The sequence below is a fragment of the Aeromonas sp. 604443 genome, assembly GCF_049170315.1.
Taxonomy (GTDB): Bacteria; Pseudomonadota; Gammaproteobacteria; order Enterobacterales; family Aeromonadaceae; genus Aeromonas; species Aeromonas veronii_A.
Window position 1 is genome coordinate 71,045 of the sequence record NZ_JAAKMI010000016.1, and the last position, 26,991, is coordinate 98,035.

Genomic DNA, 26,991 nt, shown 5'->3' on the forward strand with positions numbered 1-26,991 from the left:
CTGTCTATCAGTGGAACTGATCTTCTTCGGTAGAGCCGGTCAGTGCGGTCACCGAGGATTGGCCACCCTGAATCACGGTAGTCACCTTGTCGAAGTAACCGGTACCGACCTCCTGCTGGTGGGCCACGAAGGTGTAGCCACGGCTGGCGGCAGCAAATTCCGGCTCCTGCACCATCTCGACGTAGTGCTTCATCCCTTCGCCACGGGCGTACTGGTAGGCCAGTTCGTACATGTGGAACCACATGTTGTGGATACCCGCGAGGGTGATGAACTGATACTTGTAGCCCATGTCGGAGAGCTCCTGCTGGAAGCGGGCGATGGTGGCATCGTCCAGATTTTTCTTCCAGTTGAAGCTCGGGGAGCAGTTGTAGGCCAGGATGCGATCCGGGAACTTGGCCTTGATTGCTTCGGCAAATTTACGCGCTTCGTCCAGATCCGGCTTGGCGGTTTCACACCACACCATGTCGGCGTAGGGGGCGTAAGCCAGACCGCGAGCGATGGCCTGATCGATACCGGCACGCACCTTGTAGAATCCTTCAGCAGTGCGCTCACCAGTCAGGAAGTCTGCATCGTACGGGTCGGCGTCGGTGGTCAACAGGTCAGCGGCGTTGGCGTCGGTACGGGCGATCACCAGGGTGGTGGTGCCGCACACATCGGCTGCCAGACGGGCAGCAACCAGCTTCTGCACCGCTTCCTGAGTCGGTACCAGCACTTTGCCACCCATATGACCGCACTTCTTGACCGAAGCGAGCTGATCTTCGAAGTGCACGCCAGCGGCGCCCGCTTCAATCATCCCCTTCATCAGTTCGAAGGCGTTCAGCACACCGCCGAAACCGGCTTCCGCATCAGCCACGATCGGCAGGAAGTAGTCGATAAAGCCCTCATCCTGAGGTCCTACCTTGTTGGCCCACTGGATCTGGTCGGCACGGGCGAAGGAGTTGTTGATGCGCTCCACCACGGACGGTACCGAGTTGGCCGGGTAGAGGGACTGATCCGGATACATGGTGGAGGACAAGTTGTTGTCCGCCGCCACCTGCCAGCCGGAGAGGTAGATCGCCTCGATCCCCGCCTTGGCCTGCTGCACTGCCTGACCACCGGTAAGGGCGCCGAGGCAGTTGACGTAGCCTTTCTTGGCGTCGCCGTGGATCAGACCCCACAGCTTGTCGGCTCCACGCTGGGCCAGGGTGTGCACCGGCTGCAAGCTGCCGCGCAGGTTCACCACATCTTCGGCGCTGTAGCCGCGTTTGATCCCTTTCCAGCGGGGGTTTTCCGCCCAGTCTTTCTCGATAGCCTGGATCTGTTGCTCACGGGTCAGTGCCATATCAGTTCCCTCTTTCATTGATTTCACGTTTCCATTGACTTGTTATTGGCGAGCCCCGCTGGGGGCCCGTGATTCAGAGCCGCTCGTAACCGGGCAGCGTCAGAAAATCGATCAGGGTATCGGCGCAGGTGATCTCTTCCATCAGTTCGCCTGCCTCGGCAAAGCGTCCTGTCTGCCAGCGCGTGGTGCCCACCTCGGCTTTGACCACCTCCAGCTCCTCGGCCAGCATCTGGCGGAACAGCTCCTTAGTCACCACCTTGCCGTTCGACAGGCTCTTGCCGTGGCGGATCCACTGCCAGATGGAGGTGCGGGAGATCTCGGCGGTGGCGGCATCTTCCATCAGACCGTAGATGGGCACGCAACCATTGCCGTTGATCCAGGCCTCCAGATATTGCAGGGCAACCCGGATATTGGTGCGCATCCCCGCCTCGGTGCGCTCGCCCTCACAGGGGGCCAGCAGGTCGGTGGCGGTGATGGGGGCATCCTGCTCGCGCAGCACGCCGATCTGGTTCTTGGCACCAGCCGCAATGGTGGCGTTGAACACCGCCATGGCGGTATCAGCTAGGCCAGGGTGGGCGACCCAGGTACCGTCGTGGCCGTTGTTGGCTTCGCGCTCCTTGTCGGCCTTGACCTTGGCGAAGACCTGCTCGTTAACGGCCGCGTCCTTGGCCGGAATAAAGGCGGCCATGCCACCCATCGCCAGCGCACCGCGCTTGTGACAGGTCTTGATCAGCAGCCGCGAGTAGGCGGAGAGGAACGGCTTGTCCATGGTCACCACCTGACGATCAGGCAGTACCCGATCCGGATGGTTCTTCAAGGTTTTGATATAGCTGAAGATGTAGTCCCAGCGGCCGCAGTTGAGGGCGACGATGTGATCTTTCATCTGATAGAGCAGCTCATCCATCTCGAACACGGCCGGCAGGGTTTCAATCAGCACGGTGGCCTTGATGGTGCCGCGGGGCAGGCCGAACTTGTCCTCGGTCCAGGCGAACACCTCGCTCCACCAGCGCCCTTCCAGATGGCTCTGCAACTTGGGCACGTAGAAGTAGGGGCCCGATCCTTTGGCCAGCAGCGCCTGATAGTTGTGCAGGAAGTAGAGAGCAAAATCGAACAGGCCGCCGGGGATGGGCTCGCCATCGAAGGTGACATGTTTTTCCGGCAGGTGGAGACCGCGTACCCGGCAGATGAGGACGGCCGGATTGGGAGTCAGGGTATAAGCCTTTCCTTCCGGGCTGGTGTAAGAGATGGTGCCGTTGACCGCATCGCGCAGGTTGATTTGGCCCTCGATCACCTTATTCCAGGCGGGAGCCAGTGAGTCCTCGAAGTCCGCCATGAACACCTTGACGTTGGCGTTGAGGGCGTTGATCACCATCTTGCGCTCGACCGGGCCGGTGATCTCCACACGGCGGTCTTGCAGGTCGGCGGGAATGCCGCGAATGGTCCAGTCACCTTCACGGATGTGGGCGGTTTCCGGCAGGAAGGCCGGCAGCTCGCCGCCATCGATACGGGCCTGGCGTGCCACACGTTGTTTCAGCAATTCCCCTCTTTGGGGAGCAAAACGTTCCGCCAGTTCGGAGACCAGAGCCACCGCGTCCGGCGTCAGAATTTGCGCGTATTCGGGTAGCATCTCGCCCTGGATGCGAAGGCGGGCGCTGCAGTGGGTCTGAGCCGGTGCCGACATAAGGTTCACTCCTTTGAGAATTACATTTTGAACTTACTAACTACGACTAAAGTCGAATCCCTGTTCCTGAAACGTTCCCGCAACAACGGGGTAACACGATTGATAAGGTGCGAAATATTGTTGAGTACGTCAACAGTTTTTTTTAAACACCTGTTTTTTGGATATGGTTAAGTTGATGTTTTTTATTGTTTTATTGGGTTGGTGTAAAAGCTCTACGCAGATGGTTATGCTCCTGCTTTTTCCCATCGGACAACGGCTAATTTGGGCCGTTACCCTGACCCTTATTTTGTAACTTATTACGTAATAAAATTACAAATGCAAAAACAAATCCCGACCTAACTCCAGGCTTTGCCAAAACAGCCGTATAAAGCGCGTTTGAATGTGGTAATGAATGTTTTGCTAATGCTAGACCTGATTGGTGAACGTGCGTTTTAAACTTGGTGTGGTGATGCAGGCTCTGTTGGCACCAGAGGTTGCAGCGATGGAAAGTGAAGCGCAATAACGTAGGTTTGTATCAGTTGTCGGGGGGAATGCCGGAGAGGGAAGGGTGAGACACATTAGTCAATAATACTGCCATCCTTGATAGAATTAGCAGTTTGTCGTTTTTTGCAGATTTCTCGCCAAGGGCCTGAAACTGAGTGCGTTGAACAGGCGATGTGCTGGTGATTGAGCGGCCATCTGGCCGGGCTCAATAGTCATCATCCGGTTCGGCCAGATCGATCACATCCAGCTGGATGACCTGTTCGTCTTCGCTTTCGGTGTGGCAAGGGGTGTCATGAGGAACGGAATAAAGTGTAATGGCGGGTGCGAAATCGGTGTTCTGGTTCATGCCTGGTCCTGTGTTGCACGCAAGCCGGACAGTGATCCCTTCACTCGTGTTTCCACCTCCCTGTGTTGTCTACCGGCGGAAAGTTGCGCATCTTAATGAGTTCGGCAAAAAGATTCAAGTGGTTCTGAGTGATTTTTGTGCTTGATCGGCGGGGGCGTCAGGAGGATAAATCGGAAGCAAAAAAATAGCCCAGTCGTTTGACTGGGCTATTCTCGGGGAAAATGGTCGGTGTGAGAGGATTCGAACCTCCGACCCTCTACACCCCATGCAGATGCGCTACCTGGCTGCGCTACACACCGACGGAGTCAGACTCGGCTGACGGGGAGGAAGTCTAATAGCATGGCCAAACGGGTGCAACTCCTTTTTTATCATAGAGATGCCGATTGCTTCTTTATTGCTCAGTCGGGATCCGGCTTGGGTCTGACGTGCAGATTTGGCATAATCGCCGCCCTGTCTCCGCGAGCTATCATGCCTGCTATCTATGGAATTATCTGACTGGTGTAGGGTCGCGGGAATGCAAACGGCACAATTGAACAATATAAAGAGGGGATGGGCGTGAAACCATCAGAGGTCCCAGAAACACTGGGTCAGGCTCCGAGTCAGACCGCGCAGGATGAACAGTGGATGCGCCATGCCATGGCATTGGCCGCCCGGGCCGAAGGGATTGGCGAGATCCCGGTCGGTGCCGTTCTGGTGCTGGATGGTCAGGTGGTGGGCGAGGGGTGGAACCGCTCCATCAGCGAACACGATGCCTGTGCCCATGCCGAGGTGATGGCAATTCGGGCAGCGGGCCAGCAGCTGGCGAACTACCGCCTGCTCGACACCACACTTTATGTGACGCTGGAACCCTGCTGCATGTGTGCCGGTGCGCTGATCCATAGCCGGGTCAAGCGGGTGGTTTACGGCGCACGTGATCTCAAGACCGGTGCTGCGGGGTCTGTGTTCGAGATCTTGCAGGACCCGCGCCACAACCACAGTGTCGAGCTGACCGGCGGTGTGCTGGCCGATGCCTGCTCGGCCCAGTTGTCGGCCTTCTTCAAGCGTCGCCGCGCCGAGAAAAAGGCGGCCAAACTGGCGCTGCAACAATCAAACGATGCCCTTTCCTGAATCATTTGGGGGCAGCACAGGCTGCCCTTGCTGATTATTCTCACAAATATCTCTTTATAAACAATATATTGTGTTCACTTTCCCTCGAAAGGACCCCCGCCCATTTTTCCACTAGCAACCTCGGTTAAAGCGCTCTCGATGTAACAAAACTGTCATGCAACCGCCATATAATGCCGCCAAGCCTAGCTTACATTGAGGTCTTGCATGTCATCGGAATCGTTAAACCTGGTCATGGCGGGCAGTAGAAAACGCCGGATCAAGGATAAATTGGCCAAATATGGCGTCACCACAGGCGGAGCCCTGGTACTGGTGGCGCTGCTGCTCATCTTCTTTTATCTGCTCTATGTGGTGAAACCCATCTTCAATGGCGCCTCCATGGAGCCAACTGCCTCATTTACTCTGCCTGCAGCAGGGAAGACCGCCTGGCTCGGCGTGGAAGAGCAGAACGAGATCGGCTATCGCTTCAGCGATAAAGGACTGGTCAACTTCTTCGCGGTGCAGGGAGATGACAAGATCAAGGTCGGGCAATCCCTTGGTCATGCTGAGGTCACCGGTGATGTCACTGCGGTGGCGCCACCGTCCCCTGGTCAGAAGCTGATCGCCTACGGTTTCGCCGATGGCAAGGCGCAGGTCGTCCAGCCTGCGTTCAAGGTCTCCTATCCCAACGATGTGCGGGTGATCGAACCCAGTCTGCAATATCCCTTTGGCGAGGAGCCGGTAGTGGTCGATCCGCAGGGCAAAGCGCTCAGTGCCATGGTGTTTGAGGCCACCAAGGACAAGATGGCGACCGCCGCCGTGACCGAAGATGGTCGTGGCGTACTGATGGTGATGAGCGGTGAGGAGAACTTCCTCTCCGGCGAGATTGAGTGGAGCAGTGAGAACTACACCATTCCGTCCCTGCCGCGCCATGTGGATCAGATGCTTTTGACCCCCAATCTGCGGATCCTCTTTGTGCGGGAAGGCAATCGTCTCTCTGTCTATGACATTCATGACCTGAGCAATATATCCGTGCGCAACGTGCTGGAGATCAATGCGCCAGATGCCAACGTGACCCGGGTCGAGCTGCTCTCCGGTGCCTCCTCCCTGCTGGTGGGCAACGACAACGGCATCATCTCCCAGTGGTTTGAAGTGGCAAAAGATGGCAAACGCCAGTTCACTCAGATCCGTGACTTCAAGGGCGATGGCGCGGTGGATCTTCTGACCCCCGAGCACTATCGCAAAGCCTTCATCAGTGCCGACAAGGACGGCATCATCAGCTTCTTCCACGCCACTGGCGAGACCAAGCTGCTGACCGAGACGGTGGAAGGGGGTGAACTCTCTGCCCTGGCCATCTCCCCCCGTCACAACCTGTTGCTGATGCAGCAAGGGGAGACCTTCAAGCTTTTCTCGGTGGAGAACGATCACCCCGAGGTGACCTGGTCGGCCCTGTGGCAGAAGGTATGGTATGAAGGGTATCCGGAGCCCCAGTATGTGTGGCAATCCACCTCCGCCAGCAACGACTTTGAAGCCAAGCTGAGCCTGGTGCCACTGGTATTCGGTACGCTGAAAGCCTCTTTCTACGCCATGGTGTTTGCGGTGCCGCTCGGTGTCGCCGGTGCTATCTATACCGCCTACTTCATGTCGGCGGGGCTGCGCAAATACGTCAAACCGACGGTGGAGATCATGGCGGCGTTGCCGACCGTTATCCTGGGCTTCCTGGCGGGTCTGTGGCTGGCGCCCATCATAGAGGGGGCGCTGCCCGGGGTGATCCTGCTGTTGATCCTGCTGCCGATGGGGATGCTGTTGACCGCACTGGTCTGGAACTACCTGCCGGAGCGTGGCAAGTCCTGGCTGCCGGAGGGATGGCACGCCATCCTGCTTATTCCAGTGCTGCTGCTGATTGGCTGGGGGGCCTTCGCCCTGAGCCCGCACATCGAGAATGCCTTTATGCACGGTGATTCGCGCATCTGGCTGACCCACGAAATGGGTATCAAGTTTGACCAGCGCAATTCGCTGGTGGTCGGTATCGCCATGGGCTTTGCGGTCATCCCCACCATCTTCTCCATCGCCGAAGATGCGGTCTTCTCGGTGCCCAAGCACCTGACCCAGGGCTCGCTGGCGTTGGGGGCTACCCCGTGGCAGACCCTGAGCCGGGTGGTGATCCTCACTGCCAGCCCGGGCATCTTCTCGGCGGTGATGATGGGCCTTGGCCGTGCCGTGGGCGAAACCATGATCGTACTGATGGCTACCGGCAACACCCCCATCATGGACTTCTCCATGTTCCAGGGGCTGCGTACTCTGGCCGCCAACATTGCGGTGGAAATGCCGGAGTCGGAAGTGGGCAGCTCCCACTATCGGGTACTGTTCCTCGCGGCCTTCGTCCTGTTTGTGTTCACCTTTATGTTCAACACCCTGGCCGAGTTTGTCCGTCAGCGGTTGCGTGAAAAATACAGCTCGATGTAAGGGGCGGCTCTGTAATGGACAAGGAATCGACAATGGGTAAGTGGTTTAAATCAGGGGCCCCCTGGATCTGGATGACCGGCGGAGCCGTCAGCCTGAGTCTGGTGGCGGTACTGGGTCTGCTGCTGCTGATCGGATGGCGTGGTCTGGTCTACTTCTGGCCGCACCCCATCTATGAGTGGCAGTTGGAGGACGCCAGCGGCAACAAGAGCGTGCTGATCGGCGAGATCAACGATCGCGAGCTGGTGCCGGTGGAGCGACTGCGCGCCGCAGGTCTGCCGCTGGAGGGGGAAGAGCGCGAGCTGCTGACCCGCTATCTGGTCAAGACCGGCAACCGTGAGTTCGTCGACCTCGATTTTCGCTGGGTATTGGAGACGGACATCAAGTCCCAGAGCCAGCCAGCCGAGCTGGCCATGGTTGAGCGTGCCACCAACGGTAACTTCTACGGTTATATCGTCGGGGTAAAAGAGGATGGCCGCGAGCTGACTTCGGATCTGCATCCTGCCCTGCAGCGGGTGCTGGCGAGAGCCAATGCCCTCTCCGAACAGGCCAACGATCTGCAAAAAGGGGACATCGGCAGCATCAACTATCAGCTGGAGCGGCTGCGCCTGAAAGAGCGCAAGGCCGAGCTGGAAGAGAAGCTGACCGATCAGCTGAAAGCTCAGCTGGAGCGTGAACGTCAGGCCCTTAACGATCGTTATCAGGTGCTGGAAAAAGAGCTCTTCTCACTGCGCAGTCAGGCTGACCGGGACAGCATCACCGTCAAGGATATGCGTGGCGAGCTGGTGACCATGCCCATGTCCAGGGTACTGGATGTGGTATGGCCCAACGACATGAGCCTGCTGGCCAAGGTGGGTCACTGGTTCCACCAGATCGGCAAGTTTGTATCCGACGATCCCCGTGAGGCGAACACCGAGGGCGGCGTCTTCCCGGCCATCTTCGGCACCGTCTTCATGGTGTTCCTGATGGCGATCATCGTGACCCCGCTCGGCGTGGTGGCGGCGGTCTACCTGCACGAGTACGCAGGCAAGAACAGCCTGACCAAGATCATCCGCATCGCGGTGATCAATCTGGCGGGCGTGCCCTCCATCGTCTACGGCGTGTTTGGTCTGGGCTTCTTCGTCTACACGCTCGGTGGCTCGCTGGATCAGCTGTTCTACCCGGAGGCGCTGCCGAGCCCGACCTTTGGTTCACCTGGCGTGATCTGGTCGGCGCTGACCCTGGCCATCCTGACCCTGCCGGTGGTGATCGTCTCCACCGAAGAGGGGCTGGCGCGGATCCCGAGCACCATCCGTCAGGGCTCGTTGGCACTGGGCGCCACCCAGGCCGAGACCCTGTGGCGCATCGTGCTGCCGATGGCGAGCCCGGCCATCATGACCGGCCTTATTCTGGCGATTGCCCGTGCAGCCGGTGAAGTGGCGCCACTGATGCTGGTGGGGGTGGTGAAACTGGCTCCGACCCTGCCGATGGATGGCAACTTCCCGTATCTGCATGTGGAGCGCAAGTTCATGCACCTGGGCTTCCACATCTATGACGTCGGCTTCCAGAGCCCCAACGTCGAGGCGGCCCGCCCGCTGGTCTATGCCACCTCCTTCCTGCTGGTGACGGTGATCGTGGGTCTCAACCTGACCGCTATCGGTATTCGTAACCACTTGCGCGAGAAATTCCGGTCGCTGGAACATTGATAGGCCAGCCACCACAGAGACGGGCAGGGGACAGGGTTCCCTGCCAGCCAAGCGTTCCGGCCGCGGGCGATGAGATTGCCCGCCGCCACCGACAGATTTTGAGGTAACAGATGATCAACGTAACGACTACGTCTACCCAGCACACCGCGCTGGACCTGCTTAACCTGAGCCCGGAGCAGACCGCGCTGGAGGTGAAGGATCTCAACCTGTACTACGGCAGCAAGCAGGCGTTGTTCAACGTCAACATGAAGATCCCCAAAGGGCAGGTGACCGCCTTCATCGGCCCGTCAGGCTGTGGCAAATCGACCCTGCTGCGCTGCATCAACCGGATGAACGATCTGGTGGAGATCTGCCGCATCGACGGGGAGATCCTGCTGCACGGCCACAACATCTATGACAAGAGCGTGGATGTATCCGCCCTGCGCCGTCAGGTGGGCATGGTGTTCCAGCGCCCGAACCCGTTCCCCAAGTCTATTTACGAGAACGTGGTCTATGGTCTGCGCCTGCAGGGGATCAACGATCGCCGCACCCTGGATGAGGCCGCCGAGCGCTCCCTGCGCGGTGCGGCCCTGTGGGACGAGGTGAAGGATCGTCTGCACGACAACGCCTTCGGTCTCTCCGGGGGTCAGCAGCAGCGTCTGGTGATCGCCCGCGCCATCGCCATCGAGCCGGAAGTGTTGCTGCTCGATGAACCGACCTCGGCGCTCGACCCCATCTCCACCCTCACCATCGAGGAGTTGATCAACGAGCTCAAGAGCCAGTTCACCGTGGTGATTGTGACCCACAACATGCAACAGGCCGCGCGGGTGTCGGATCAGACCGCCTTCATGTACATGGGCGAGCTTATCGAGTACTCGGATACCAACACCATCTTCACTACACCGGCCAAGAAGAAGACCGAGGATTACATCACAGGTCGCTATGGCTAAGGCGTGGTTGAACAAGGGTTATGGATATGAACATGATGAGCATCAATAAACAGATTACCGGTCAGTTCAACGGCTAAGGCATACTCGGAGCATCAAGGATTATTTGTATGGACAATATGAACCTCAATAAACACATCTCCGGTCAATTCAATGCCGAGCTAGAGAGCGTGCGCAATCAGGTGCTGGTGATGGGCGGTCTGGTAGAGCAGCAGCTCACCGACGCCATTGCGGCGATCCACGATCAGGATCTCGATGCGGCGCGCAAGATCGTGGCCAACGACCACAAGGTCAACGCGATGGAAGTGGCGATCGACGAGGAGTGCACCCGCATCATCGCCAAGCGTCAGCCGACAGCCTCCGACCTGCGACTGGTGATGGCCATCATCAAGACCATCACCGATCTGGAGCGCATTGGCGACGTGGCCGACAAGATCGCCCGCATGCTGACCGACAACGCCAACAAGCCGCAGCCGCCGCTGGTGTCGCTGGAGAACATGGGCCGTCGTACCATCAAGATGCTGCACGATGTGCTCGACGCTTTCGCCCGCATGGATCTGGATGCGGCGCTGGCGGTCTACAAGGAAGATGACAAGGTAGACCGCGAGTACGAGTCCATCATCCGCGAGCTGATGACCTATATGATGGAAGATCCCCGCACCATCCCCCAGGTGCTCAACGTCCTGTGGGCGGCGCGTGCCATCGAGCGGGTCGGCGATCGCTGCCAGCACATCTGCGAGTACATCGTCTACTACGTGAAAGGCAAGGATGTACGCCACACCAAGGCGGACGATCTGGGCACCTTGCTGGGCAAGGGCTAACCGGAAGTGAATAAAAAGGCGCGTGAAGCGCCTTTTTTGTTGCATAACTGGTCGGAGTAAGATAAAGCCCCCAACTGGCTGTTTTCTGATAGAATACTCCCCCTGTGTGAGTCCCGGATGGGCTCACGGTCCGGTCTCCCGGGCCCAGTTTGCCGTCTTGTGCTAAGGCGGGTGTAGCAATAGGTTAATCATGAGTTTTGCCGATAGTTTGTTCTTTTTAATGCTGCTGGTTGGCGGCAGTGTGTTCTTCTCCCTCTCCGAGATCTCTCTCGCCGCGTCTCGCAAAATCAAATTGCAGGTGATGGCGGATGAAGGTAATCGCCAGGCCGAAAAGGTGCTGGCCCTGCAGGCCCAGCCGGGCAACTTTTTCACCGTGGTGCAGATTGGCCTCAATACCGTCGCCATTCTGGGCGGTATCCTGGGTGAGTCTGCCCTCAACCCCGCCATCAAGGGGATTGTCTCCCAGTTCTACCAGGGACCCTGGCTTGGCGAGATCAGCTCCGGTGCCTCCTTCGTGTTCGTCACCGGCATGTTTATCCTGATCGCCGACCTGATGCCCAAGCGTCTGGCCATGACCATGCCCGAGCAGATTGCCGTGGTGGTGGTGCGCCCCATGCTCTTCTTCGTCACCGTGTTGATGCCGCTGGTGTGGGTCTTCAACGGATTGGCGAACTCCCTGTTCCGTCTGATGCGCGTCTCCACGGTGCGTAACGACGAGATCACCTCCGACGATATCTATGCGGTGATGGATGCCGGTGCCGAGGCGGGGGTTATCCAGCGCGAGGAGCATCAGCTCATCGAGAACGTGTTCGAGTTGCAGTCCCTTGGTGTCACCTCTGCCATGACGGCCCGCGAGAGCCTCATCTACTTCACCCTGCAAGAGAGTGAAGAGAGCATCAAGGCGAAGATCGCCGAACATCCCCACAACAAGTTTCTGGTCTGTGACCACAACCTCGACAGCATCAAGGGCTTTGTCGATGCCAAAGAGCTGCTGATCCGCGTTATCGGCGGCCAGAGCATCGACCTTATCGGTGGCAACCTGGTGCAGAACGTCATCATCATCCCCGATACCCTGAACCTCTATGAGGCGATGGAGTACTTCAAGAATCATCGTGGCGACTTTGCCGTGGTGATGAACGAGTACGCGCTGGTGGTGGGGATCGTCACCATGAACGACCTGATGAGTACCGTCATGGGTGAGTGGGCCACCCACGTGGTGGAAGAGCAGATCGTCCAGCGTGACGAGAACTCCTGGCTGGTGGACGGGGTGACCCCCATCTCCGACGTGATGCGCGCCTTCGATATCGAAGAGTTTCCCGAGAACCAGAACTACGAGACCATCGCCGGCTTTATCATGTATATGCTGCGCAAGATCCCCAAGCGCACTGACTCGGTCAAATACGCCGGTTACAAGTTCGAAGTGGTAGATATCGACAGTTACAAGATTGATCAGCTGCTGGTTACCCGGGTCGAACCGGCTGTGGCCGAGAAGCCAGCTCAGGAATCGTAAAAGGAGCGACATAAGAGTCATGAAGATGCAGTCTCATTCCCGTGCGCTGGCTTGTGTCGCGCTCGCCCTGGCACTGGGTGCCTGTAGCCAGAGTGCGCCGCGCAAAGCCACAGTGGCAGCCAAGCCGGTTGCCCCCAAGCCTGCCGTGGTCGTGCCGCAGCCGGATCCCGATGCGGTGGTACAAAGCGGCATGGCCGAGCCGAGCCCGGTCTTTGACGAGCAGTACCATGGCCCGGACCAGGGGTCGCTGGAGTCGGTGACCGCCCTATTTGCCCGTGGCTACATCGAGTCCGCCATGCGCGAGACCATGCTGGCGGCGGTGCACAACGACTATCCGCTGCTCGGCATGCGGGATGTGCGGTTGACCGATCCGGTCTCCAAATTCCTCACCTCCGAGCATGCGGCCACCACGGCCCATGACTACCTCTATGCGGGTGTGCAGCGTCGCCTCGGTCGTCCTCTCAGCCCTGCCCAGTGGGAGCAGATCTGGCGCGGTCTGCCGCAGCAGGGTCGGGTCTCCGACTGGGTCAAGCAGATCAAGCGAGTGCTGGCCGGGCGTTAAGTCGCCAGCGGATCAAGATTGTGATGAGGCCACCTTCGGGTGGCCTCTTGCATTTCTGCGTTTGCCTCGCCGTTTGCACGCTGATTTCTGCTGATACTGATTGCCGCCCGTGGCACTTTGTTTTATCTTGCTTTGGCCGTCTAAACATCCATATGTTTTTATGGCTGTATAATAAAAGGGCTTCCCAGGATGAAGCAGGACGATCTGCAGCGATTCGATGCGAAACCGCAGATCAACAAAACAAACAGATAAATACGCAAATAAACAACGCACATAACAAAGAGACACGACAGATGGAAACCAGGGAATTGTGGGTGCTGGATGGGGGCATGGGGCGCGAGCTGGCACGGCGAGGAGCACCGTTTCGTCAACCCGAGTGGTCGGCGCTGGCCTTGATGGAGGCGCCAGAGACGGTGCGTGACGTGCATCAGGCCTATGTGGCTAGCGGTGCCCGGGTCATTACCACCAACAGCTATGCGCTGGTGCCGTTTCATATCGGCGATGAGCGTTTCTTTGCCGACGGGGAGGGGTTGGCAGCGCTGGCTGGTCAGCTGGCCCGTGAGGTGGCTGACGAGCAGAAGGGCGCTGTGCAGGTGGCGGGTTCTCTGCCACCGCTGTTTGGCTCCTACCGTGCCGACCTGTTCAAGGCGGACCGGGTGAGCGATCTGGCGACGCCGCTTATCCGGGCGCTATCCCCTTATGTGGATATCTGGCTGGCCGAGACCATGAGCCTGATTGCCGAGCCACTGGCCCTGAAAGCGCTGTTGCCTGACGATGGCAAGCCGTTCTGGGTCTCCTTCACGCTGGAAGATGAGGCGCCGGGCAACAAGCCGCGACTGCGTTCCGGCGAGCGGGTGGCCGATGCGGTGACCTCGCTGGTAGCGGCTGGAGTCGATGCCATCCTGTTCAACTGCTGTCAGCCTGAGGTGATTGAGGGAGCCCTCGAGGTTGCCTGCACCCGATTGCAGGCGCTGGGCCGCGCAGACATTCGCCTCGGTGCCTATGCCAACGCTTTCCCGCCGCAACCCAAAGAGGCCACCGCCAATGATGGGCTGGATGAGATCCGCGCCGATCTGGGGCCGCTGGATTACCTGGGTTGGGCCGAGCGCTGGCGCGCGGCCGGGGCGAATTTGATCGGCGGTTGCTGCGGTATCGGCCCCGAGCATATTCAGGCGCTGAGCAGCCGGTTGCGCTAAGGAGCCCCTTATGAAAGAGAGCAAGATTGGGCTCTGGTCACTCACCGCGCTGGTGTTCAGCTCCATGGTGGGGGCGGGGATTTTCAGCCTGCCCCAGAACATGGCCGAGGTGGCGGGGGCGCGCGCCGTGCTGATCGGCTGGGGCGTGACGGGTGTGGGCATCCTGGCGCTCGCCATGAGTTTTCTCTATCTGTCGCGGTTAAGGCCGGATCTCGACGGCGGTATCTACAGCTACGCCCGCGCCGGTTTTGGCGAGCTGGTGGGATTCTTCTCCGCCTGGGGTTATTGGCTCTGCGCCACCATCGGCGTGGTGGGCTATCTGGTGATCGCCTTTGCGGCGCTGGGCAGCTTTATCGACACCCCCGAGCAGGTCTGGTTTGGCGAGGGCAACACTCTGGCGGCGTTTGTCGGTGAGTCCTGCATCCTCTGGGCGGTGCACCTGCTGGTGGCCCGTGGCGTGCAGCAGGCGGCGCTATTCAATCTGGTGGCGACCCTGGCCAAGAGCCTGCCGCTGCTGCTGTTTATCCTGTTTGCCTGCTACTGGTTCGATCCGGTCACCTTCGCGGCGGATCAGCAGGGCAGCACCCTGGCGGTGCCGGTCTCCGAGCAGGTGCGCAACACCATGCTCATCACCCTCTGGGTCTTCACCGGTATCGAGGGGGCTGCGGTGCTGTCGGCCCGCGCCAGAAACCGGCGGGATGTGGGTACCGCCACCGTACTGGGGGTCGTGCTGGCGCTGCTGCTCTATGTGCTTATCTCGGTGCTGGCGCTCGGAATATTGAGCCGACCCGAGCTCGCAGCGCTGCCCAACCCCTCCATGGCAGGGCTGATGGCCCAGATGACCGGCTCCTGGGGCAAGCTGCTCATCAGCGTCGGCCTTATCGTCTCGGTGCTTGCCTCCTACGTGAGCTGGACCCTCTTCTCGGCCGAGGTGCCGTTCAGCGCGGCACGCCACGGCGCGTTTCCTGCTATCTTCCGGCGCCAGAACCGCAATGGGACGCCTATCGCCTCGCTCTGGCTCACCAGCCTGACGGTGCAGACTTGCCTGCTGCTGGTATGGCTGCTCGGCAAGGGCTACACCAGCTTGCTGCTTATCTCTACCTCGATGATTTTGGTGCCCTACCTGCTGATCGGCCTGTTCTTGCTCAAGCTCTCGTTCAGCAAGAAGGGTGAGGGCGGGCAGGGCAGCGGTCTGATGCGGGCGGTAGCGCTGGTATCGAGTTGTTACGGTTTCTGGCTGCTCTATGCTGCCGGGGTGGAGTATCTGCTGCTCTCCTTACTGCTCTACGGGCCGGGTCTGCTGCTGTTTCTCTACAGCCGCCGTCAGCTGGGCGCAGATCTTTGCCTGAGTGGTCGCGAACGGCTGTTGGCCGGAGTGACTTTGCTGAGCCTGATCCCCGCCGTCTGGTCGTTCGCCCATCTCTGACATCGAAGATATGGCTGACCATAAGAGAGCGCCACCGTGGCGCTCTCTTGTTATCAGGGACTGGTTATCAGGGGCTTGCTATCCGTGAGTTGCTATTCGATGCGAAGGCTCAGCGGCTGGCTGGTCCGGCCGGTTTGCCAAACAGCACTGCGAGCTTTTGTCGCCAGGTTAGGCCACGGGCGTCGCGCAGCATGTCGCGCCACTCGTGGAAGGTGAGAGTGAGGGGATTGAAGCTGTGGATCGGCTTGGTGATGCCAAAGCGGCATGGCTCGGCAGGATCTTCCTCGACAAAGGTACCAAGCAGCCGATCCCAGATGATCAGCACCCCGGCGAAGTTGCGGTCTATGTACTTGGCGTTGCTGGCATGGTGCACCCTGTGGTGGGAGGGGGTGTTGAAGACCCACTCAAGCCAGCCGAGTTTGCCCACCACCTGGGTGTGGACGAAGAACTGGAAGCCCAGACTCAGCAGCACGGTGGCGACCACCGCCTCAGGCGGGAAGCCGATGACAATCATCGGGATCCAGAACAGCCACATGCCGGAGATCGGGTACATCAGGCTCTGGCGAAAAGCGGTGGAGAGGTTGAGCCGCTCCGAGCTGTGGTGCACCACGTGGGAGGCCCACAGCCAGCGAACATGGTGGCTGGTGAAGTGGAACAGCCAGTAACAGAGATCCTGCAACAGGAACAGCAGTAGCACACTCCAGAGATTCAGCTCGATATCGAACAGTCGCCAGCCCCAGAGGGTGTCATACAGATAAGCAATGGCGATGGCCGCCAGCGCATCGCCACCCTGATGCATCAGGGCCAGCGCGGCGTTGGCGAACAGATCCCGCCACTGGTAGGTGGCGGTGGGAAAGGCCGCGCCATGTTTGCGCAGGTAGAACATCTCCCAGCCGATAAAGGCCAGAAAAATCGGGGAGAGGTAGAGCAGAAGCAGTTGCACATCCATATGCGGCCATCCATTCAGAGCAATTGCTCTCCAGCATAAAGGATGGGTTTAATAATTCATTAACATTTTTCTGCCAACGAAGAGATGGCATGAAATATGGCGCGGCAGCAGAGGAAGGCGCGCTGGATGGCTATGCTTGATGCAGGCTTTTTCAGGAGGTGCTGGCTTATGCGCGTCTGGTGTTGCTTGTTGCTGGGGTTGTGCATGATGGCGCACGCCAAGACCCGGGTCGAGATCCTGGCGGATGCCGCCTATCCCCCCTACTCCTGGCAGGAGGGGGAGGAGGTCAGGGGGATCTATGCCGACATCATCCGCGAGGTGACCTCTGCCATGCCTGACTATGAGGTGGTGCTCAAGCCGATGCCGTGGCGGCGCGGTCTGAGCATGGTGGAACAGGGGACCGCCTTCGCTATTTTTCCACCTTACTACATGCCCGATACCCGCCCTTACATGTGGCCCTACTCCCAGCCGATGCTGGATGAAGAGCTGGTGGTGATGTGCGGCGCCAGTGTGGCAGCCAATACCCCGCAGGCCAGGTTTCCGCTCGACTATCACGGTTTGCGCTTTGGCATGAACGCCGGTTTTGCCGTCGGCGGTGATGCCTTTTGGCAGGCGGTAAAAGAGAAGCAGATCGACGTGGAGGAGGTGAAAAGCAATCGGGAGAACCTGCTCAAGATTGTCCGCGGCCGGGTCGATTGCACCATCAATGATCGCCTCTCCCTGCTCTATGAGTTGCTCAACATGATAAAGGCCGATCAGCTGGCGGTGGCCGATATGTCCCTGCTCAAACAGGGGCCGGTGCTCAGCAAGGAGCAGGGGTTTCTCGGCTACAGCCGCAAGGGGGAGTATCCCTACAAACAGGCCTTTATCGACCAGTTTGACAAGGAGCTCTATCAGCTCAAAAAACGTGACGGGGTGAAAGTGATCGTGGAGCGCTATCTGGGAAAGTCCCCGCGCTGAGCCGATGAGAGGGGCACTCGGGTTCAGCTGGGTTAAGCCTGCTCAGCGTGACAGACAAGAAGAGGGACCTTGCGGTCCCTCTTCGTTTATCCAGCAGAGCGTGTTGGCTACAGCACCTGACTCAGGAACTGGCGCAGGCGTGGGGAGGGGGGATTGTCGAAGAATTCGGCCGGTTTTTCATCCACTAGCAGTTCGCCACTCTCCATAAAAAGCACCCGATCCGCTACCTCACGGGCAAAGCCCATCTCGTGGGTCACCACCACCATGGTCATCCCCTCACGAGCCAGCCCCTTCATCACATCCAGCACTTCGCCCACCATTTCGGGGTCGAGCGCACTGGTGGGCTCGTCAAAAAGCATGATACGCGGCTGCATGGCGAGCGCCCGGGCGATGGCCACCCGCTGTTGCTGACCGCCGGAGAGTTGGGAGGGATAGCTGGCCGCTTTCACCGACAGCCCCACTTTCAGCAGCAGCGCCTTGGCTCTGTCTTCGGCCTCACGGCGCGACAGGCCACGCACCTTCTGCGGGGCGAGACAGATGTTATCCAGCACCGTCAGGTGGGGAAAGAGGTTGAAGGACTGGAACACCATGCCCACCTCTTCTCGCAGCTTGTTGACATCGCCCGGCTGGGTCAGGCAGATGCCGTCCACCACGATATCGCCGTCGTTGATGGTCTCCAGCTGGTTGAGGGTGCGCAGAAAGGTGGACTTGCCCGAGCCGCTGGGGCCGACGATCACCACCACTTCCCCTTCGGCGACCTGGGTGCTGACATTTTTCAGGGCATGCACTTCGCTACCGTAGAACTTCTCTACGCCGGTCGCTTTGATGATGGGATCAGTTGCTGTACGCATATTTCGCCTCCAGAAAACGAACCGGGAAGGCGCGGGGCGTGCCGGTGATGGCAGCACTTCTCGACTTCTGTTGAGCCTTGATAATGGGATCAGTTGCTGCGCGCATATTTCACCTCCAGACGGCGTACCAGGAAAGAGAGGGTGCCGGTCAGCACCAGATAGAGCAGGGCCACGGTGAACCATACCTCGAACGGGCTGAAGGTGGAGCTCACCACCTCGCGCCCCGCTTTGGTCAGATCGGTGATGGAGATAACCGAGACCAGCGAGGAGTCCTTGATCAGGTTGATGAACTGACCCGCCAGTGGCGGCAGTACCCGCTTGAACGCCTGCGGCAGAATGACATAGCGCATGGTCTGGGCCGAGGTCATTCCCAGGCTGCGGCCCGCCTCCATCTGCCCCTTGTGGATGGAGCTGATACCGGCGCGGACGATCTCCGCCACATAGGCACCGGTAAAGACCGCCAGCGCGGCGACCCCGGCGGTGAAGCGATCGAGGTTCAGCACGGTGCCGATAAAGAAGTAGACGATGAAGATCTGCACCAGCAGCGGCGTGCCGCGGATGAGCTCAACGTAGGTGACCGCCAGATTGCGCAGGGCCGGATTGGGGGATAGACGCGCCAGCCCGGCTAGGGTGCCGAGCAGGATGGCGAAGATGCCTGCTACCAGCGAGAGCTTGACGGTGACCCAGACGCCCCAGGCGATGGGGCCTGCGGTCCAGCTCAGTTGGGTGTCGAGGGTATCGCCACGTAAAACGGTATCCCCTTCGGCGACTTGTACGCCGGTACTAGCGATGGCTTGCCGCACATTGGGGTCGAGATCGTCTTGCAGGAACAGCTTGCCCTTCTCGGCCTCGCTGGTGCCCGCCATCACGGTGCCGTCAAATTCGGCCAGATTCTTCTGCTCCGCCTGATAGGCGATGTATTGGGGAATGCGTTCCCAGCGCCAGGTGTAATCCACGGACTGGACAGCCTTGTAGATGCCGAATACGGCAACCAGCAGCATCAGCAGGAAAACCCCATGCCAGAGTAGCTGATTGGGTTGTTTTTCCATCTGTCTTGTCGGTTTGGGTGTGTGCACAGTCACAACCTCTTCTCGTTATTGTGTGGGGAGCTGCGTGGTGCAGGGGCGGCATGTGCCGCCCCCCGGAGGTTATTTGAGCTGATTCAGCCAGGCGTTGGATTCGAACCACTTCTTGTAGAGACGGTCGTAGCTGCCATCGCCCTTGATCTGGCGCAGGTAGTTGTTGAACCAGTTGAGGGTGTCCTGATCCCCTTTGCGGATGGCCCAGGCCAGCGGCTCGAAGGTGAACGGCTTGTCGAGGTGCACCACGGCGCCCTGATTCTGGGAGGCGAAAATAGCGTTGTAGGGCAGGTCATAGACGAACGCATCGACCTTGCCGTTGATCACCTCCAGCTTGGCGTCATCCTGAGTTTCAAACTGCAGCAGGGTGGCTTTGGGGATCAGGCGCTTGACTGCCTGCTCGCCGGTGGTGCCGAGCTTGACCGCGATCTTGTATTTCGGGTCGTTGAGGTCGGTGAAGGATTTGATTTCGCCCGCCTTCTCTTTGCGCAGGACGATGGTCTGGCCGACCACGATGTAAGGATCGGCAAAGTTGACCCGCAGGTTGCGCTGGGGAGTGACGGTCATGCCGCCCATGATGACGTCGAACTTGTTGGTCAGCAGCGCCGGAATGATGCCATCCCAAGCGGTGTTGACGAATTCGACCTTCACGCCCATCTCTTTGGCGACCATCTTGGCGAGATCCACATCAAAGCCGATGTATTGGCCCTGCTTGTTGGTCATCTCGAAGGGTTGATAGCCGGCATCAAAGCCGACTCGCAGCACGCCGCGTTCTAGCACGGCATCCAGGGTGGAGGTGGGGGCTGGGGTCGGGGCCGCCGTGGCGATCCCGCAAAACAGCAGGGTAGAAAGAATCAGTTTTTTGATCATAAGTGACGTCTCTGTCGGTGGTGTGTTCGGCCTTGAACCTGATCCCGTGCGACTCCGTGGCACAAGAGACTGCTGCATCCGGCAACAGGCAAGACAGGATGAATGTCTTGAGCGGGACAAAAGCCCCATATGAGATGCTATGAATAGTGGTTGAGTGAAAAATGTACCAAAAACAGATTGTGTCAGAAGACTCAACAGGTTAGAGACATTTATTGCTCATGGCTTCATTCATAAAATCACACGAAAACAACATATCTATCTAATTGAGTGGGTTCAAGCCCAAATTATCCCCAAGACATTTTGTTACAAAGCCTGGGTGCCGCTTGCGGCTCTTATTGAGTTACTGGGCCCCGTAAGAGGCTTTTTATGGGGTTAAGACGAATACGCATTGGTGGGATATCACACGCATTGCTCTGTTTGTCAGCAAACGAACGGGCTTTATTGTGAAAACCATCAAGTCGCACTGGGTCTTGGCAAACGCTTCTCATATACTCAGTTACCCTCTCTGCATGGCTTTGGTATGGACGCCTCACTACTGCTTAAGCTGGATATTTTTACCTTGATGATCATGGCCTTGTGTGGCTATTGTCTCGGTTTCCTCACTCTTACCATCATTCGCGTTACCCACAACGATATTCCCGGCGTCGGGGTCTGGTGGTGGTCCAGCCTGTTTGCCATGCTGGGTCAGGCGGGATTTGCCAGTCTGCTGCTGACACCCACCCCCTATGGCTCCTGGGTGGGCAATGTGTTCCTGATTTTTCATGTGTCGTTGCTGCTGGTCGCCCAACGCTGTTTCTTCCGTCAATCGCCGGGCTGGCCTGTCTGCTGGGGATTCATCCTGCTGTTTGCCGCCATCATGACCTGGTCGGTCGCCATCGATGGCCGGATTGCGGTGCGGGTGATGATCAGCAGCGCCACTTTCCTCATGCTCAGTTCGCTCATCATCTGGCAGCTCTGGCGTCACGGCCGCCCTGATTATCAGGTGGCAGTCTGGGTGCTGATTGGCCTCAATCTGGTGCTGATTGCCATGACATTGATGCGGATGTTTACCGTGTGGGGCGAGGTGATCGAAAGCCCGTTCCAGCGTCAGTTGTTCAACGTGTTGCCCTATGTCTCCATGCTGGTGGGTAGCTCCATGCTCACTTTCGGGGTGCTGCTGCTCTGCAACCAGCACCGGGCGCTGGAGCTGCGCTATCAGGCCAGTCATGACCCGCTGACCGGCTTGTTCAATCGCCGTGGTTTTATGGAGCGTCTGGCCCGGGGACGCCCTGCACAACAGGGGGCGTTGGTGGTGCTCGATCTGGATGACTTCAAGCAGATCAACGATCGGCATGGTCATGAGGTGGGTGATCGGGTGCTGGAGCGGGTCGGGTTGGCACTGCGCGAGCTGGAGGGGGTATTGGCGGGCCGCTTTGGGGGTGAGGAGTTTGTGCTGCTGTTTCGCCATGTCGCCGCAGACGAGGCCATCGCCCGTTGCCAGTCACTGCTGGTTCAGCTTGCGGCCAGCGAGGTGGAGGGGATTCATATCACCGTCAGCATGGGTATTGCTTACTGGCAGGGGGAGTGGCACTTTGACAGCCTGTTCAGCCGTGCGGATGACGCTCTCTATCGGGCCAAGCGGGAAGGAAAGAACCGGGTCTGTCAAGCTGCCTGATGCAGGAATAGGTTCAGGAATAAAATCAGGGCGCGGTGATCCGCGCCCTGTCTGCTTGCCGGATATAGCTCGTTAGCTGCCACCCGCTAATCTGCATTCGCTTGAGGGGGTCTCGGTGCCTGCGCCTTGAGGAAGGGGAGCAGCAGCAGGGCCGAGACACCTGCCGCCACCGAGATCACCACGAAGAAGCCGTTCCAGTGCCAGATCTCCATCACCTTGGCCAGCGGATAGCCTGACAGCGCCGCCCCCATGTAGGCAAACAGGCCGACAAAGCCGGTGGCGGCCCCCGCCGAGTTTTTGTGGGAGCACTCCGCTGCCGCCATGCCGATCAGCATCTGCGGGCCAAACACGAAGAAGCCGATGGTGAAGAAGCATGCCGCCTGCATCACATAGCTGAAGAAGGGCATCAGCCACAGCGACCCCACCGCCAGCAGGATCCCCACAGCAAAGATGAGGTTCATCGGGCCACGGTTGCCATTGAACAGCTTGTCCGAGCCCCAGCCCGCCACCAGGGCGCCGATAAAGCCCCCCACCTCGAACATGGAGATGGCCGAGTTGGCGCTCATCAGATTGAAGCCGCGCTGCTCGGTCATGTAGAGGTTGCCCCAGTCATTGATGGCGGTACGCACCACATAGACCAACACGTAGCAGCAGGCGAGCAGCCAGATATAGGGGTTGCCCAGCACATATTTGCGCAGGATCTGGCGATGGGAGAGCCCCACATCCTGAGTCTGCTGGGCCAGCTCCATGGCATCCTTGCGCCACTCGCCTACTGTCGGCAGTCCCATGGCACTCGGGGTATCCCGCAGCCGCCAGCAGAGGAACAATCCCGCGATGATGGCGATAAGGCCGGGCACTATCATGCCGTAGCGCCAGCCATGCTGCAGGGCGATGGTGCTGACGATGAGAGGGATGAGCGCGCCACCGACGTTGTGGGCGGTGTTCCAGGCCGACCACCAGACTCCGCGCTCGGTACGCGAATACCAGCTTGTGAGCAGCTTGGAGCAGGGGGGCCAGCCCCAGCCCTGGAAGAAGGCGTTGGCGACCCAGAGGGCGGCAAACATCCAGAGTGCCGACGAGAGGCCGAATAGTATGTTGATAACGCCGGTGGCCATCAGTCCGACACCCATGAAGTAGCGCGGGTTGGCGCGGTCACTGATGATGCCGGAGAAGAACTTGGAGCAGCCGTAGGTTATGTAGAACAGGGTCCAGAGCATGCCGATGTCGGACTTGTCCAGCATGCCGCTCGCCAGCATGTCCGGCATGGCGAAGTTGAAGCTCTTGCGGGTGAAGTAGAAGACCGCGTAGCCCAGATACATGGTCAGCAGCAGGTGCAGCCGCCAGTGGCGATAGGTGGTGTCGATCTCGGCCTGATCCCGGATAAGGGGCCGGGGCGGCGCGCTTCTCATAAAACTCAGCACAGGCTGGCCCTCTGGTGGTGATTAGCCATGGATCTCTTCCCGTCTGCGACTGGGCAGGTTGACCGTCAGCTGGGTGCCGTGGATGCAGGAGAGTTGCAGACTGCCTCCGAGGGCCTGTACCCGTTCGCGAATGCCGAGCAGGCCATAGCCCTGTTGCGGGCGGCTTTCCGGCAGACCGCGGCCATCATCTTCCAGCACCAGTTGCAACAGATCGCCGCTGGCCCGGACGCGAATGGTGACCGAGTGGGCGTTGGCATGTTTGACCACGTTGTTGAGCCCCTCCTGACAGACCCGAAACAGGGTGACCCGCTGGGCATCGGAGAGATCCCCATCCGCCAGCTGCCACTCCAGCCGGGTGACGATGCCGTGACGCTCCAGCTCCAGCTCCCGCAGCAGCGCCCGTACCGCCTGTTCCAGAGTCATGTCGTCGAGCTGGCGCGGGCGCAGCCGCCCGAGCAGACCGCGCACAGCGTCGTAGATCCCGAGCGACAGTGTGTCGATCAGAGCGCTGCTCTGGCCCACCCCGGTATTGTCGGGGGCGAGGCGGCGCACGATCCCTGCCTGGGTACGAATGGCTGTGATGGTTTGGCCGATATCATCGTGTAGCTCGCGCGCCACCTCCTTGCGGATGCTCTCCTCGGTCTCCAGCAGCCGTTCGGTGAGCTGGCGATTATGGGCGAGCTGGCGGGTCAGCGCCTGATTGAGTTCGCGCTGGCGCTGGATCCCGGCGCCGAGCAGCAGGCCGGTAAGGCTCTGGGCCAGCAGGGAGAGCAGCAGATCGAGGGGGTGATCGTGCCAGGCCTGACTGGCCAGCAGGGCGATGGTGTTCATCAGGGTAGCGAGCAGCGCCCCCTGCCAGCCGTAGCGCCACGCCATGGCGATGATGGGGATGGCCAGACAAAACGGGGTAAAGCGCACCAGCGAGTTGGGCAGCCCCAGCTGCAACCAGAGGCTCAGCACGAACAACAGTAGATACCAGACCAGATGGCGAAAGCGCCAGTCTACCGGCTGATCCACCAGCGCAGGGCCGAGCGGCACCCAGGTAGCGCGGGTAAGGTAGTGCCAGATCAGCATGCAGGTGGAGGTGAGGGTGAGCCCGCCGGTGAGGGTGAGCAGCAGGGCCGAGAGGCCATCTTCTCCCGCCAGATGCCAGAGCAGGGATTGCAGCAGGGCTGCCACCGAGACGGTGGCGAGCAGCAATAGCAGTTGCTGCCAGTCGTTGCGCACTGGCTGGCGGCGGGCAATCAGCAGCGGCAGCAGGGTGAGCAGACTGCCGATCAGCAACCACTGCCAGTGGGGCAGCCCCACTTCCAGATTGAGCCAGTAGAGCAGTAGCCCTTCGCACAGCAACAGCGGCGGCCAGTAGTGGCCGGGACTTTGCAGCAGTAACCCGAGGCGCAGGCCGAAGGGGAACAGCAGCACCGCCAGCGCCGGGCCACCCGCCAGATGCAGGCTGATGCTCCAGAGGCAAAACCAGCCGGCGGCAAAGATGAAGCAGGCCGCCAGCGCGATGGCGACATAGCTGGCAAAACGGGAGATCACCAGCTATCCAGCATGCGGTGGGCCAGCTCGACGTTGTTGCTGACCTTGAGCTTGTCCATCAGGTTGGCGCGATGGACGTGGACGGTTTTGGGGGAGAGGCCGAGCTGCTCGGCGATGGCCTTCACCACCAGCCCCTGTGCCAGCAACTGGGCAATCTCCCGCTCCCGATTGGTGAGGGGATCCCGGCTGCTGCTGGCCAGTTTCTGGGCGATGTCCGGCGTCAGATAACACCCCCCCTGGGCGGCGGTACGCACCGCGGCGATCAGCTCGTCCGGACTGCAGCGCTTGGAGAGAAATCCCTTGGCACCGGTTTGCAGCGCCTGCTCGATGAGGGCGGGGCTGTCGTGCACCGAGAGCATCACCACCGCAAGGCCGGAGGGGAGCTGCTTGAGCAGATCCAGCCCCGATTGGTCGGGCATCGAGATGTCGCAGACGCAGACGCGCGCCCCGCTGCCGGGCAGGCCGGCAAGGGCATCGCTGGCGGAGCCGAATTCGGCGACCACCTGCAGGTCGGGCTCCAGATTGAGCAGTTGGGCAAAACCGGATCGGACGATCTGGTGATCGTCGATAAGGGCAATTTTTATCATGATGTCAGCCTGAAATTCGGTGCGTCATGACCATGACGCGGCCAACAAGATACCTGCCCCTCGAGTCAGGCTCAAGCAGCAGCAGGAAAAGGGGCTAAAAACCGGGGAGCAAGGTGAACAAAGCTTGATCGGGATCAGCTGGCAAGGGCGAGCAAGCGGGCTGATCAACAGGGGATGACCAGCCCGTGGGACTCAGCGGTGCAGCTCGCCGGCGCGCTCCGGCTGATAGACCACTTCCAGAATTTCGACCTCGATGGTGCGACCGGCCGGGCCCGGCCAGGCGATGCTGTCGCCCACTTTCAGACCGAGCAGGGCGCTGCCCACCGGCGCCAGTACCGAGATGTTGCTCTCGTCGCCCTTGGCATCGCGCGGGTAGACCAGGGTGAGGCAGAACTCGTTGCCGCTGCTCTGCATCTTGAAGCGTACCTTGCTGTTCATGGTGACCACGTCCGGCGGCATGTCGGCCGGTTCGCGGATCTCGGCGCGGTCCAGCTCCTCTTGCAGGGCGAGATGCTGCGGGTGGTTGCCGAGCAGTTGTTCGATACGGTCCAGATCAAGGCTGGAGATAACCAGATGAGGTTGTTTCATAAGATATTCCTTATCAATAGCGGATAGGCCCATACCGGCGGGTGCAGGTTGGCCATCACGCAAAGTGTTACAAAAATGGATTCAACAGGTTCAATCGATTGAAAATGCCATGCCCCCAAGCGACTCGCGGCCGAAGGAGCGAGGCGGGGGCTCAGCAGGGTGTGAGCAAATGCGAGGAAATAGCGAGTATTTTCATGGGGCTACCATAACCATTCTGGCCGGCCTTGGCAACCGTGATTGAGTGACTACTCAGGAACCTGATAGTTGTACTGACGGATGATCCGCGCCAGTGTGCCATCATGGCGCATCTCGTCAATCACGGCTTGCCAGCGACGCCCTTCGGTGAAGGGAAAATCCTTGCTGGCCGCGATAAATAACTGGGTACGCATCAAGGATTCGCCTTTTACTATCTCATCGATGGAAAATCCGCCCGTCTGCTGGTTGTAGAGGATGACGTTCCAGGCTGCGACCCAGGCATCGATGCGTCCTCGTTGCAGTTTGAGGGCATTGAGGTCTTCGGTGGCGACGGTTTGGCTGGCGAGATTCAGCCTCTGCTTGAGCAGATACTGGCCGAAGGAGTGACGCAAGGTGCCCACCTTGAGTGAAGGAAGCGCGTTTATCATGAGCGGGGTGGGATGCTTGTGGCGATTGCTGACAATGAGGAACTCTTCATCAAGGATGGGGGAAACCCAGTAGTAGAGATGCTCCCGTTGAGAGCTGCGTACTGGCGGTATCAGCAGTACATCCTTGCGATGGGCGGTTTGGGTGAGGGCTCGGGCCAGCGGCATCAACTCGATGGTGAGCGGTTCTTTAAGGCGTCGCGCGGCCTCTTCCATGATCTCGATGGCGACACCGCTTGGTTTGCCGTGAGAGGAGCGAATGACGTAAGGGGGCAACTCGGCCGCCACCAGCACAATAGCCTGGGCACCGGTGTTCACCAGCAATAACAGCAGGGCAAAAAAGGGCAGGCAGAGAGCGCGCATCAAG

Annotated in this window: 23 protein-coding genes and 1 tRNA gene; 11 read left to right on the forward strand and 13 right to left on the reverse strand. The window is 59.5% G+C overall.

Annotation, left to right across the window (positions count from 1 at the left end; all coding sequences use genetic code 11):
• Positions 1-7: 7 nt before the first annotated feature.
• From aceA to G5380_RS18225, 4 genes are all read right to left on the reverse strand, one after another.
• Positions 8-1,321 (reverse strand): isocitrate lyase, encoded by a 1,314-nt coding sequence (gene aceA / locus G5380_RS18210; protein ID WP_005344572.1) that lies wholly within the window; start codon positions 1,319-1,321, stop codon positions 8-10.
• Between the two features lie 73 nt (positions 1,322-1,394).
• Entirely contained in the window at positions 1,395-3,002 is a 1,608-nt protein-coding gene (gene aceB, locus G5380_RS18215) for a malate synthase A (RefSeq protein WP_421352975.1), read from the reverse strand.
• Between the two features lie 688 nt (positions 3,003-3,690).
• Complete coding sequence (locus G5380_RS18220) at positions 3,691-3,831, reverse strand: hypothetical protein (RefSeq protein WP_421204665.1); 141 nt, start codon at positions 3,829-3,831, stop codon at positions 3,691-3,693.
• 222 nt (positions 3,832-4,053) lie between these two features.
• Positions 4,054-4,130 (reverse strand) — tRNA-Pro (locus G5380_RS18225).
• A gap of 256 nt (positions 4,131-4,386) precedes the next feature.
• Between G5380_RS18225 and tadA the strand changes: the two genes are divergently transcribed.
• From tadA to G5380_RS18270, 9 genes are all read left to right on the forward strand, one after another.
• The gene (gene tadA / locus G5380_RS18230) at positions 4,387-4,938 is read left to right on the forward strand and encodes a tRNA adenosine(34) deaminase TadA (protein ID WP_266133794.1); all 552 of its coding nucleotides are present in this window, start codon (positions 4,387-4,389) and stop codon (positions 4,936-4,938) included.
• Between the two features lie 204 nt (positions 4,939-5,142).
• Positions 5,143-7,380 carry a phosphate ABC transporter permease gene (locus G5380_RS18235; protein WP_421352976.1) on the forward strand — a complete coding sequence of 746 codons (2,238 nt, stop codon included), beginning with the start codon at positions 5,143-5,145 and terminating at the stop codon, positions 7,378-7,380.
• 32 nt (positions 7,381-7,412) lie between these two features.
• Positions 7,413-9,062, forward strand: a complete 1,650-nt coding sequence (gene pstA / locus G5380_RS18240) for a phosphate ABC transporter permease PstA (RefSeq protein ID WP_042012620.1) — start codon at positions 7,413-7,415, stop codon at positions 9,060-9,062.
• 110 nt (positions 9,063-9,172) lie between these two features.
• Entirely contained in the window at positions 9,173-9,991 is an 819-nt protein-coding gene (pstB, locus tag G5380_RS18245) for a phosphate ABC transporter ATP-binding protein PstB (protein WP_216954080.1), read from the forward strand.
• A 107-nt stretch (positions 9,992-10,098) separates the two neighbouring features.
• Positions 10,099-10,809, forward strand: coding sequence for a phosphate signaling complex protein PhoU (gene phoU / locus G5380_RS18250; protein WP_005334097.1), 711 nt, complete (start codon positions 10,099-10,101; stop codon positions 10,807-10,809).
• A 190-nt stretch (positions 10,810-10,999) separates the two neighbouring features.
• A complete protein-coding gene (locus G5380_RS18255; protein ID WP_005334094.1) occupies positions 11,000-12,319 on the forward strand; it encodes a hemolysin family protein in 1,320 nt (439 codons plus the stop codon).
• A gap of 19 nt (positions 12,320-12,338) precedes the next feature.
• Entirely contained in the window at positions 12,339-12,881 is a 543-nt protein-coding gene (locus G5380_RS18260) for a hypothetical protein (RefSeq protein WP_069555291.1), read from the forward strand.
• 293 nt (positions 12,882-13,174) lie between these two features.
• Positions 13,175-14,077, forward strand: a complete 903-nt coding sequence (locus tag G5380_RS18265; protein WP_421352977.1) for a homocysteine S-methyltransferase family protein — start codon at positions 13,175-13,177, stop codon at positions 14,075-14,077.
• A gap of 10 nt (positions 14,078-14,087) precedes the next feature.
• Positions 14,088-15,503: a basic amino acid/polyamine antiporter gene (locus G5380_RS18270; protein WP_421352978.1), complete on the forward strand. Its 1,416-nt coding sequence runs from the start codon at positions 14,088-14,090 to the stop codon at positions 15,501-15,503.
• A 109-nt stretch (positions 15,504-15,612) separates the two neighbouring features.
• On the opposite strand, the gene G5380_RS18275 is transcribed toward G5380_RS18270, so the two are convergent.
• Positions 15,613-16,452: a sterol desaturase family protein gene (locus G5380_RS18275; RefSeq protein WP_421352979.1), complete on the reverse strand. Its 840-nt coding sequence runs from the start codon at positions 16,450-16,452 to the stop codon at positions 15,613-15,615.
• A gap of 168 nt (positions 16,453-16,620) precedes the next feature.
• On the opposite strand from G5380_RS18275, the gene G5380_RS18280 reads away from it, so the two are divergent.
• Positions 16,621-17,412 (forward strand): substrate-binding periplasmic protein, encoded by a 792-nt coding sequence (locus tag G5380_RS18280; protein ID WP_005334089.1) that lies wholly within the window; start codon positions 16,621-16,623, stop codon positions 17,410-17,412.
• A 107-nt stretch (positions 17,413-17,519) separates the two neighbouring features.
• Here G5380_RS18280 and G5380_RS18285 read toward each other — a convergent pair whose 3' ends face one another.
• From G5380_RS18285 to G5380_RS18295, 3 genes are all read right to left on the reverse strand, one after another.
• Positions 17,520-18,263: an amino acid ABC transporter ATP-binding protein gene (locus G5380_RS18285; protein ID WP_421352980.1), complete on the reverse strand. Its 744-nt coding sequence runs from the start codon at positions 18,261-18,263 to the stop codon at positions 17,520-17,522.
• An 89-nt stretch (positions 18,264-18,352) separates the two neighbouring features.
• Positions 18,353-19,312 (reverse strand): amino acid ABC transporter permease, encoded by a 960-nt coding sequence (locus G5380_RS18290; RefSeq protein WP_421352981.1) that lies wholly within the window; start codon positions 19,310-19,312, stop codon positions 18,353-18,355.
• Between the two features lie 99 nt (positions 19,313-19,411).
• Positions 19,412-20,212, reverse strand: coding sequence for a transporter substrate-binding domain-containing protein (locus G5380_RS18295; RefSeq protein WP_005334079.1), 801 nt, complete (start codon positions 20,210-20,212; stop codon positions 19,412-19,414).
• 520 nt (positions 20,213-20,732) lie between these two features.
• Here G5380_RS18295 and G5380_RS18300 point away from each other — a divergent pair.
• Positions 20,733-21,866, forward strand: a complete 1,134-nt coding sequence (locus tag G5380_RS18300; protein WP_421352982.1) for a GGDEF domain-containing protein — start codon at positions 20,733-20,735, stop codon at positions 21,864-21,866.
• A gap of 86 nt (positions 21,867-21,952) precedes the next feature.
• Here G5380_RS18300 and G5380_RS18305 read toward each other — a convergent pair whose 3' ends face one another.
• From G5380_RS18305 to G5380_RS18325, 5 genes are all read right to left on the reverse strand, one after another.
• On the reverse strand, positions 21,953-23,287 hold the full coding sequence (locus G5380_RS18305; protein WP_266133804.1) for an MFS transporter: 1,335 nt from the start codon (positions 23,285-23,287) through the stop codon (positions 21,953-21,955).
• Positions 23,288-23,308: 21 nt separating this feature from the next.
• Complete coding sequence (gene uhpB / locus G5380_RS18310; protein WP_421352983.1) at positions 23,309-24,829, reverse strand: signal transduction histidine-protein kinase/phosphatase UhpB; 1,521 nt, start codon at positions 24,827-24,829, stop codon at positions 23,309-23,311.
• Positions 24,826-25,416: a transcriptional regulator UhpA gene (uhpA, locus tag G5380_RS18315; RefSeq protein ID WP_421352984.1), complete on the reverse strand. Its 591-nt coding sequence runs from the start codon at positions 25,414-25,416 to the stop codon at positions 24,826-24,828. Before uhpA ends, uhpB begins: the two co-directional genes overlap by 4 nt.
• 192 nt (positions 25,417-25,608) lie before the next feature.
• Positions 25,609-26,004 carry a nucleoside diphosphate kinase regulator gene (gene rnk / locus G5380_RS18320; protein ID WP_005334070.1) on the reverse strand — a complete coding sequence of 132 codons (396 nt, stop codon included), beginning with the start codon at positions 26,002-26,004 and terminating at the stop codon, positions 25,609-25,611.
• A gap of 245 nt (positions 26,005-26,249) precedes the next feature.
• Entirely contained in the window at positions 26,250-26,987 is a 738-nt protein-coding gene (locus G5380_RS18325) for a substrate-binding periplasmic protein (RefSeq protein WP_421208170.1), read from the reverse strand.
• Positions 26,988-26,991: the final 4 nt, after the last annotated feature.

What these genes read in the sequence shown, in the direction of transcription:
- aceA (WP_005344572.1), bottom strand. Translation starts at nt 1,321, where the DNA reads ATGGCACTGACCCGTGAGCAACAGATCCAGGCTATCGAGAAAGACTGG.
- aceB (WP_421352975.1), bottom strand. Translation starts at nt 3,002, where the DNA reads ATGTCGGCACCGGCTCAGACCCACTGCAGCGCCCGCCTTCGCATCCAG.
- G5380_RS18220 (WP_421204665.1), bottom strand. Translation starts at nt 3,831, where the DNA reads ATGAACCAGAACACCGATTTCGCACCCGCCATTACACTTTATTCCGTT.
- G5380_RS18235 (WP_421352976.1), top strand. Translation starts at nt 5,143, where the DNA reads ATGTCATCGGAATCGTTAAACCTGGTCATGGCGGGCAGTAGAAAACGC.
- pstA (WP_042012620.1), top strand. Translation starts at nt 7,413, where the DNA reads ATGGGTAAGTGGTTTAAATCAGGGGCCCCCTGGATCTGGATGACCGGC.
- pstB (WP_216954080.1), top strand. Translation starts at nt 9,173, where the DNA reads ATGATCAACGTAACGACTACGTCTACCCAGCACACCGCGCTGGACCTG.
- phoU (WP_005334097.1), top strand. Translation starts at nt 10,099, where the DNA reads ATGGACAATATGAACCTCAATAAACACATCTCCGGTCAATTCAATGCC.
- G5380_RS18255 (WP_005334094.1), top strand. Translation starts at nt 11,000, where the DNA reads ATGAGTTTTGCCGATAGTTTGTTCTTTTTAATGCTGCTGGTTGGCGGC.
- G5380_RS18260 (WP_069555291.1), top strand. Translation starts at nt 12,339, where the DNA reads ATGAAGATGCAGTCTCATTCCCGTGCGCTGGCTTGTGTCGCGCTCGCC.
- G5380_RS18265 (WP_421352977.1), top strand. Translation starts at nt 13,175, where the DNA reads ATGGAAACCAGGGAATTGTGGGTGCTGGATGGGGGCATGGGGCGCGAG.
- G5380_RS18270 (WP_421352978.1), top strand. Translation starts at nt 14,088, where the DNA reads ATGAAAGAGAGCAAGATTGGGCTCTGGTCACTCACCGCGCTGGTGTTC.
- G5380_RS18275 (WP_421352979.1), bottom strand. Translation starts at nt 16,452, where the DNA reads ATGGATGTGCAACTGCTTCTGCTCTACCTCTCCCCGATTTTTCTGGCC.
- G5380_RS18280 (WP_005334089.1), top strand. Translation starts at nt 16,621, where the DNA reads ATGCGCGTCTGGTGTTGCTTGTTGCTGGGGTTGTGCATGATGGCGCAC.
- G5380_RS18285 (WP_421352980.1), bottom strand. Translation starts at nt 18,263, where the DNA reads ATGCGTACAGCAACTGATCCCATCATCAAAGCGACCGGCGTAGAGAAG.
- G5380_RS18290 (WP_421352981.1), bottom strand. Translation starts at nt 19,312, where the DNA reads ATGGAAAAACAACCCAATCAGCTACTCTGGCATGGGGTTTTCCTGCTG.
- G5380_RS18295 (WP_005334079.1), bottom strand. Translation starts at nt 20,212, where the DNA reads ATGATCAAAAAACTGATTCTTTCTACCCTGCTGTTTTGCGGGATCGCC.
- G5380_RS18300 (WP_421352982.1), top strand. Translation starts at nt 20,733, where the DNA reads ATGGACGCCTCACTACTGCTTAAGCTGGATATTTTTACCTTGATGATC.
- uhpA (WP_421352984.1), bottom strand. Translation starts at nt 25,416, where the DNA reads ATGATAAAAATTGCCCTTATCGACGATCACCAGATCGTCCGATCCGGT.
- rnk (WP_005334070.1), bottom strand. Translation starts at nt 26,004, where the DNA reads ATGAAACAACCTCATCTGGTTATCTCCAGCCTTGATCTGGACCGTATC.
- G5380_RS18325 (WP_421208170.1), bottom strand. Translation starts at nt 26,987, where the DNA reads ATGCGCGCTCTCTGCCTGCCCTTTTTTGCCCTGCTGTTATTGCTGGTG.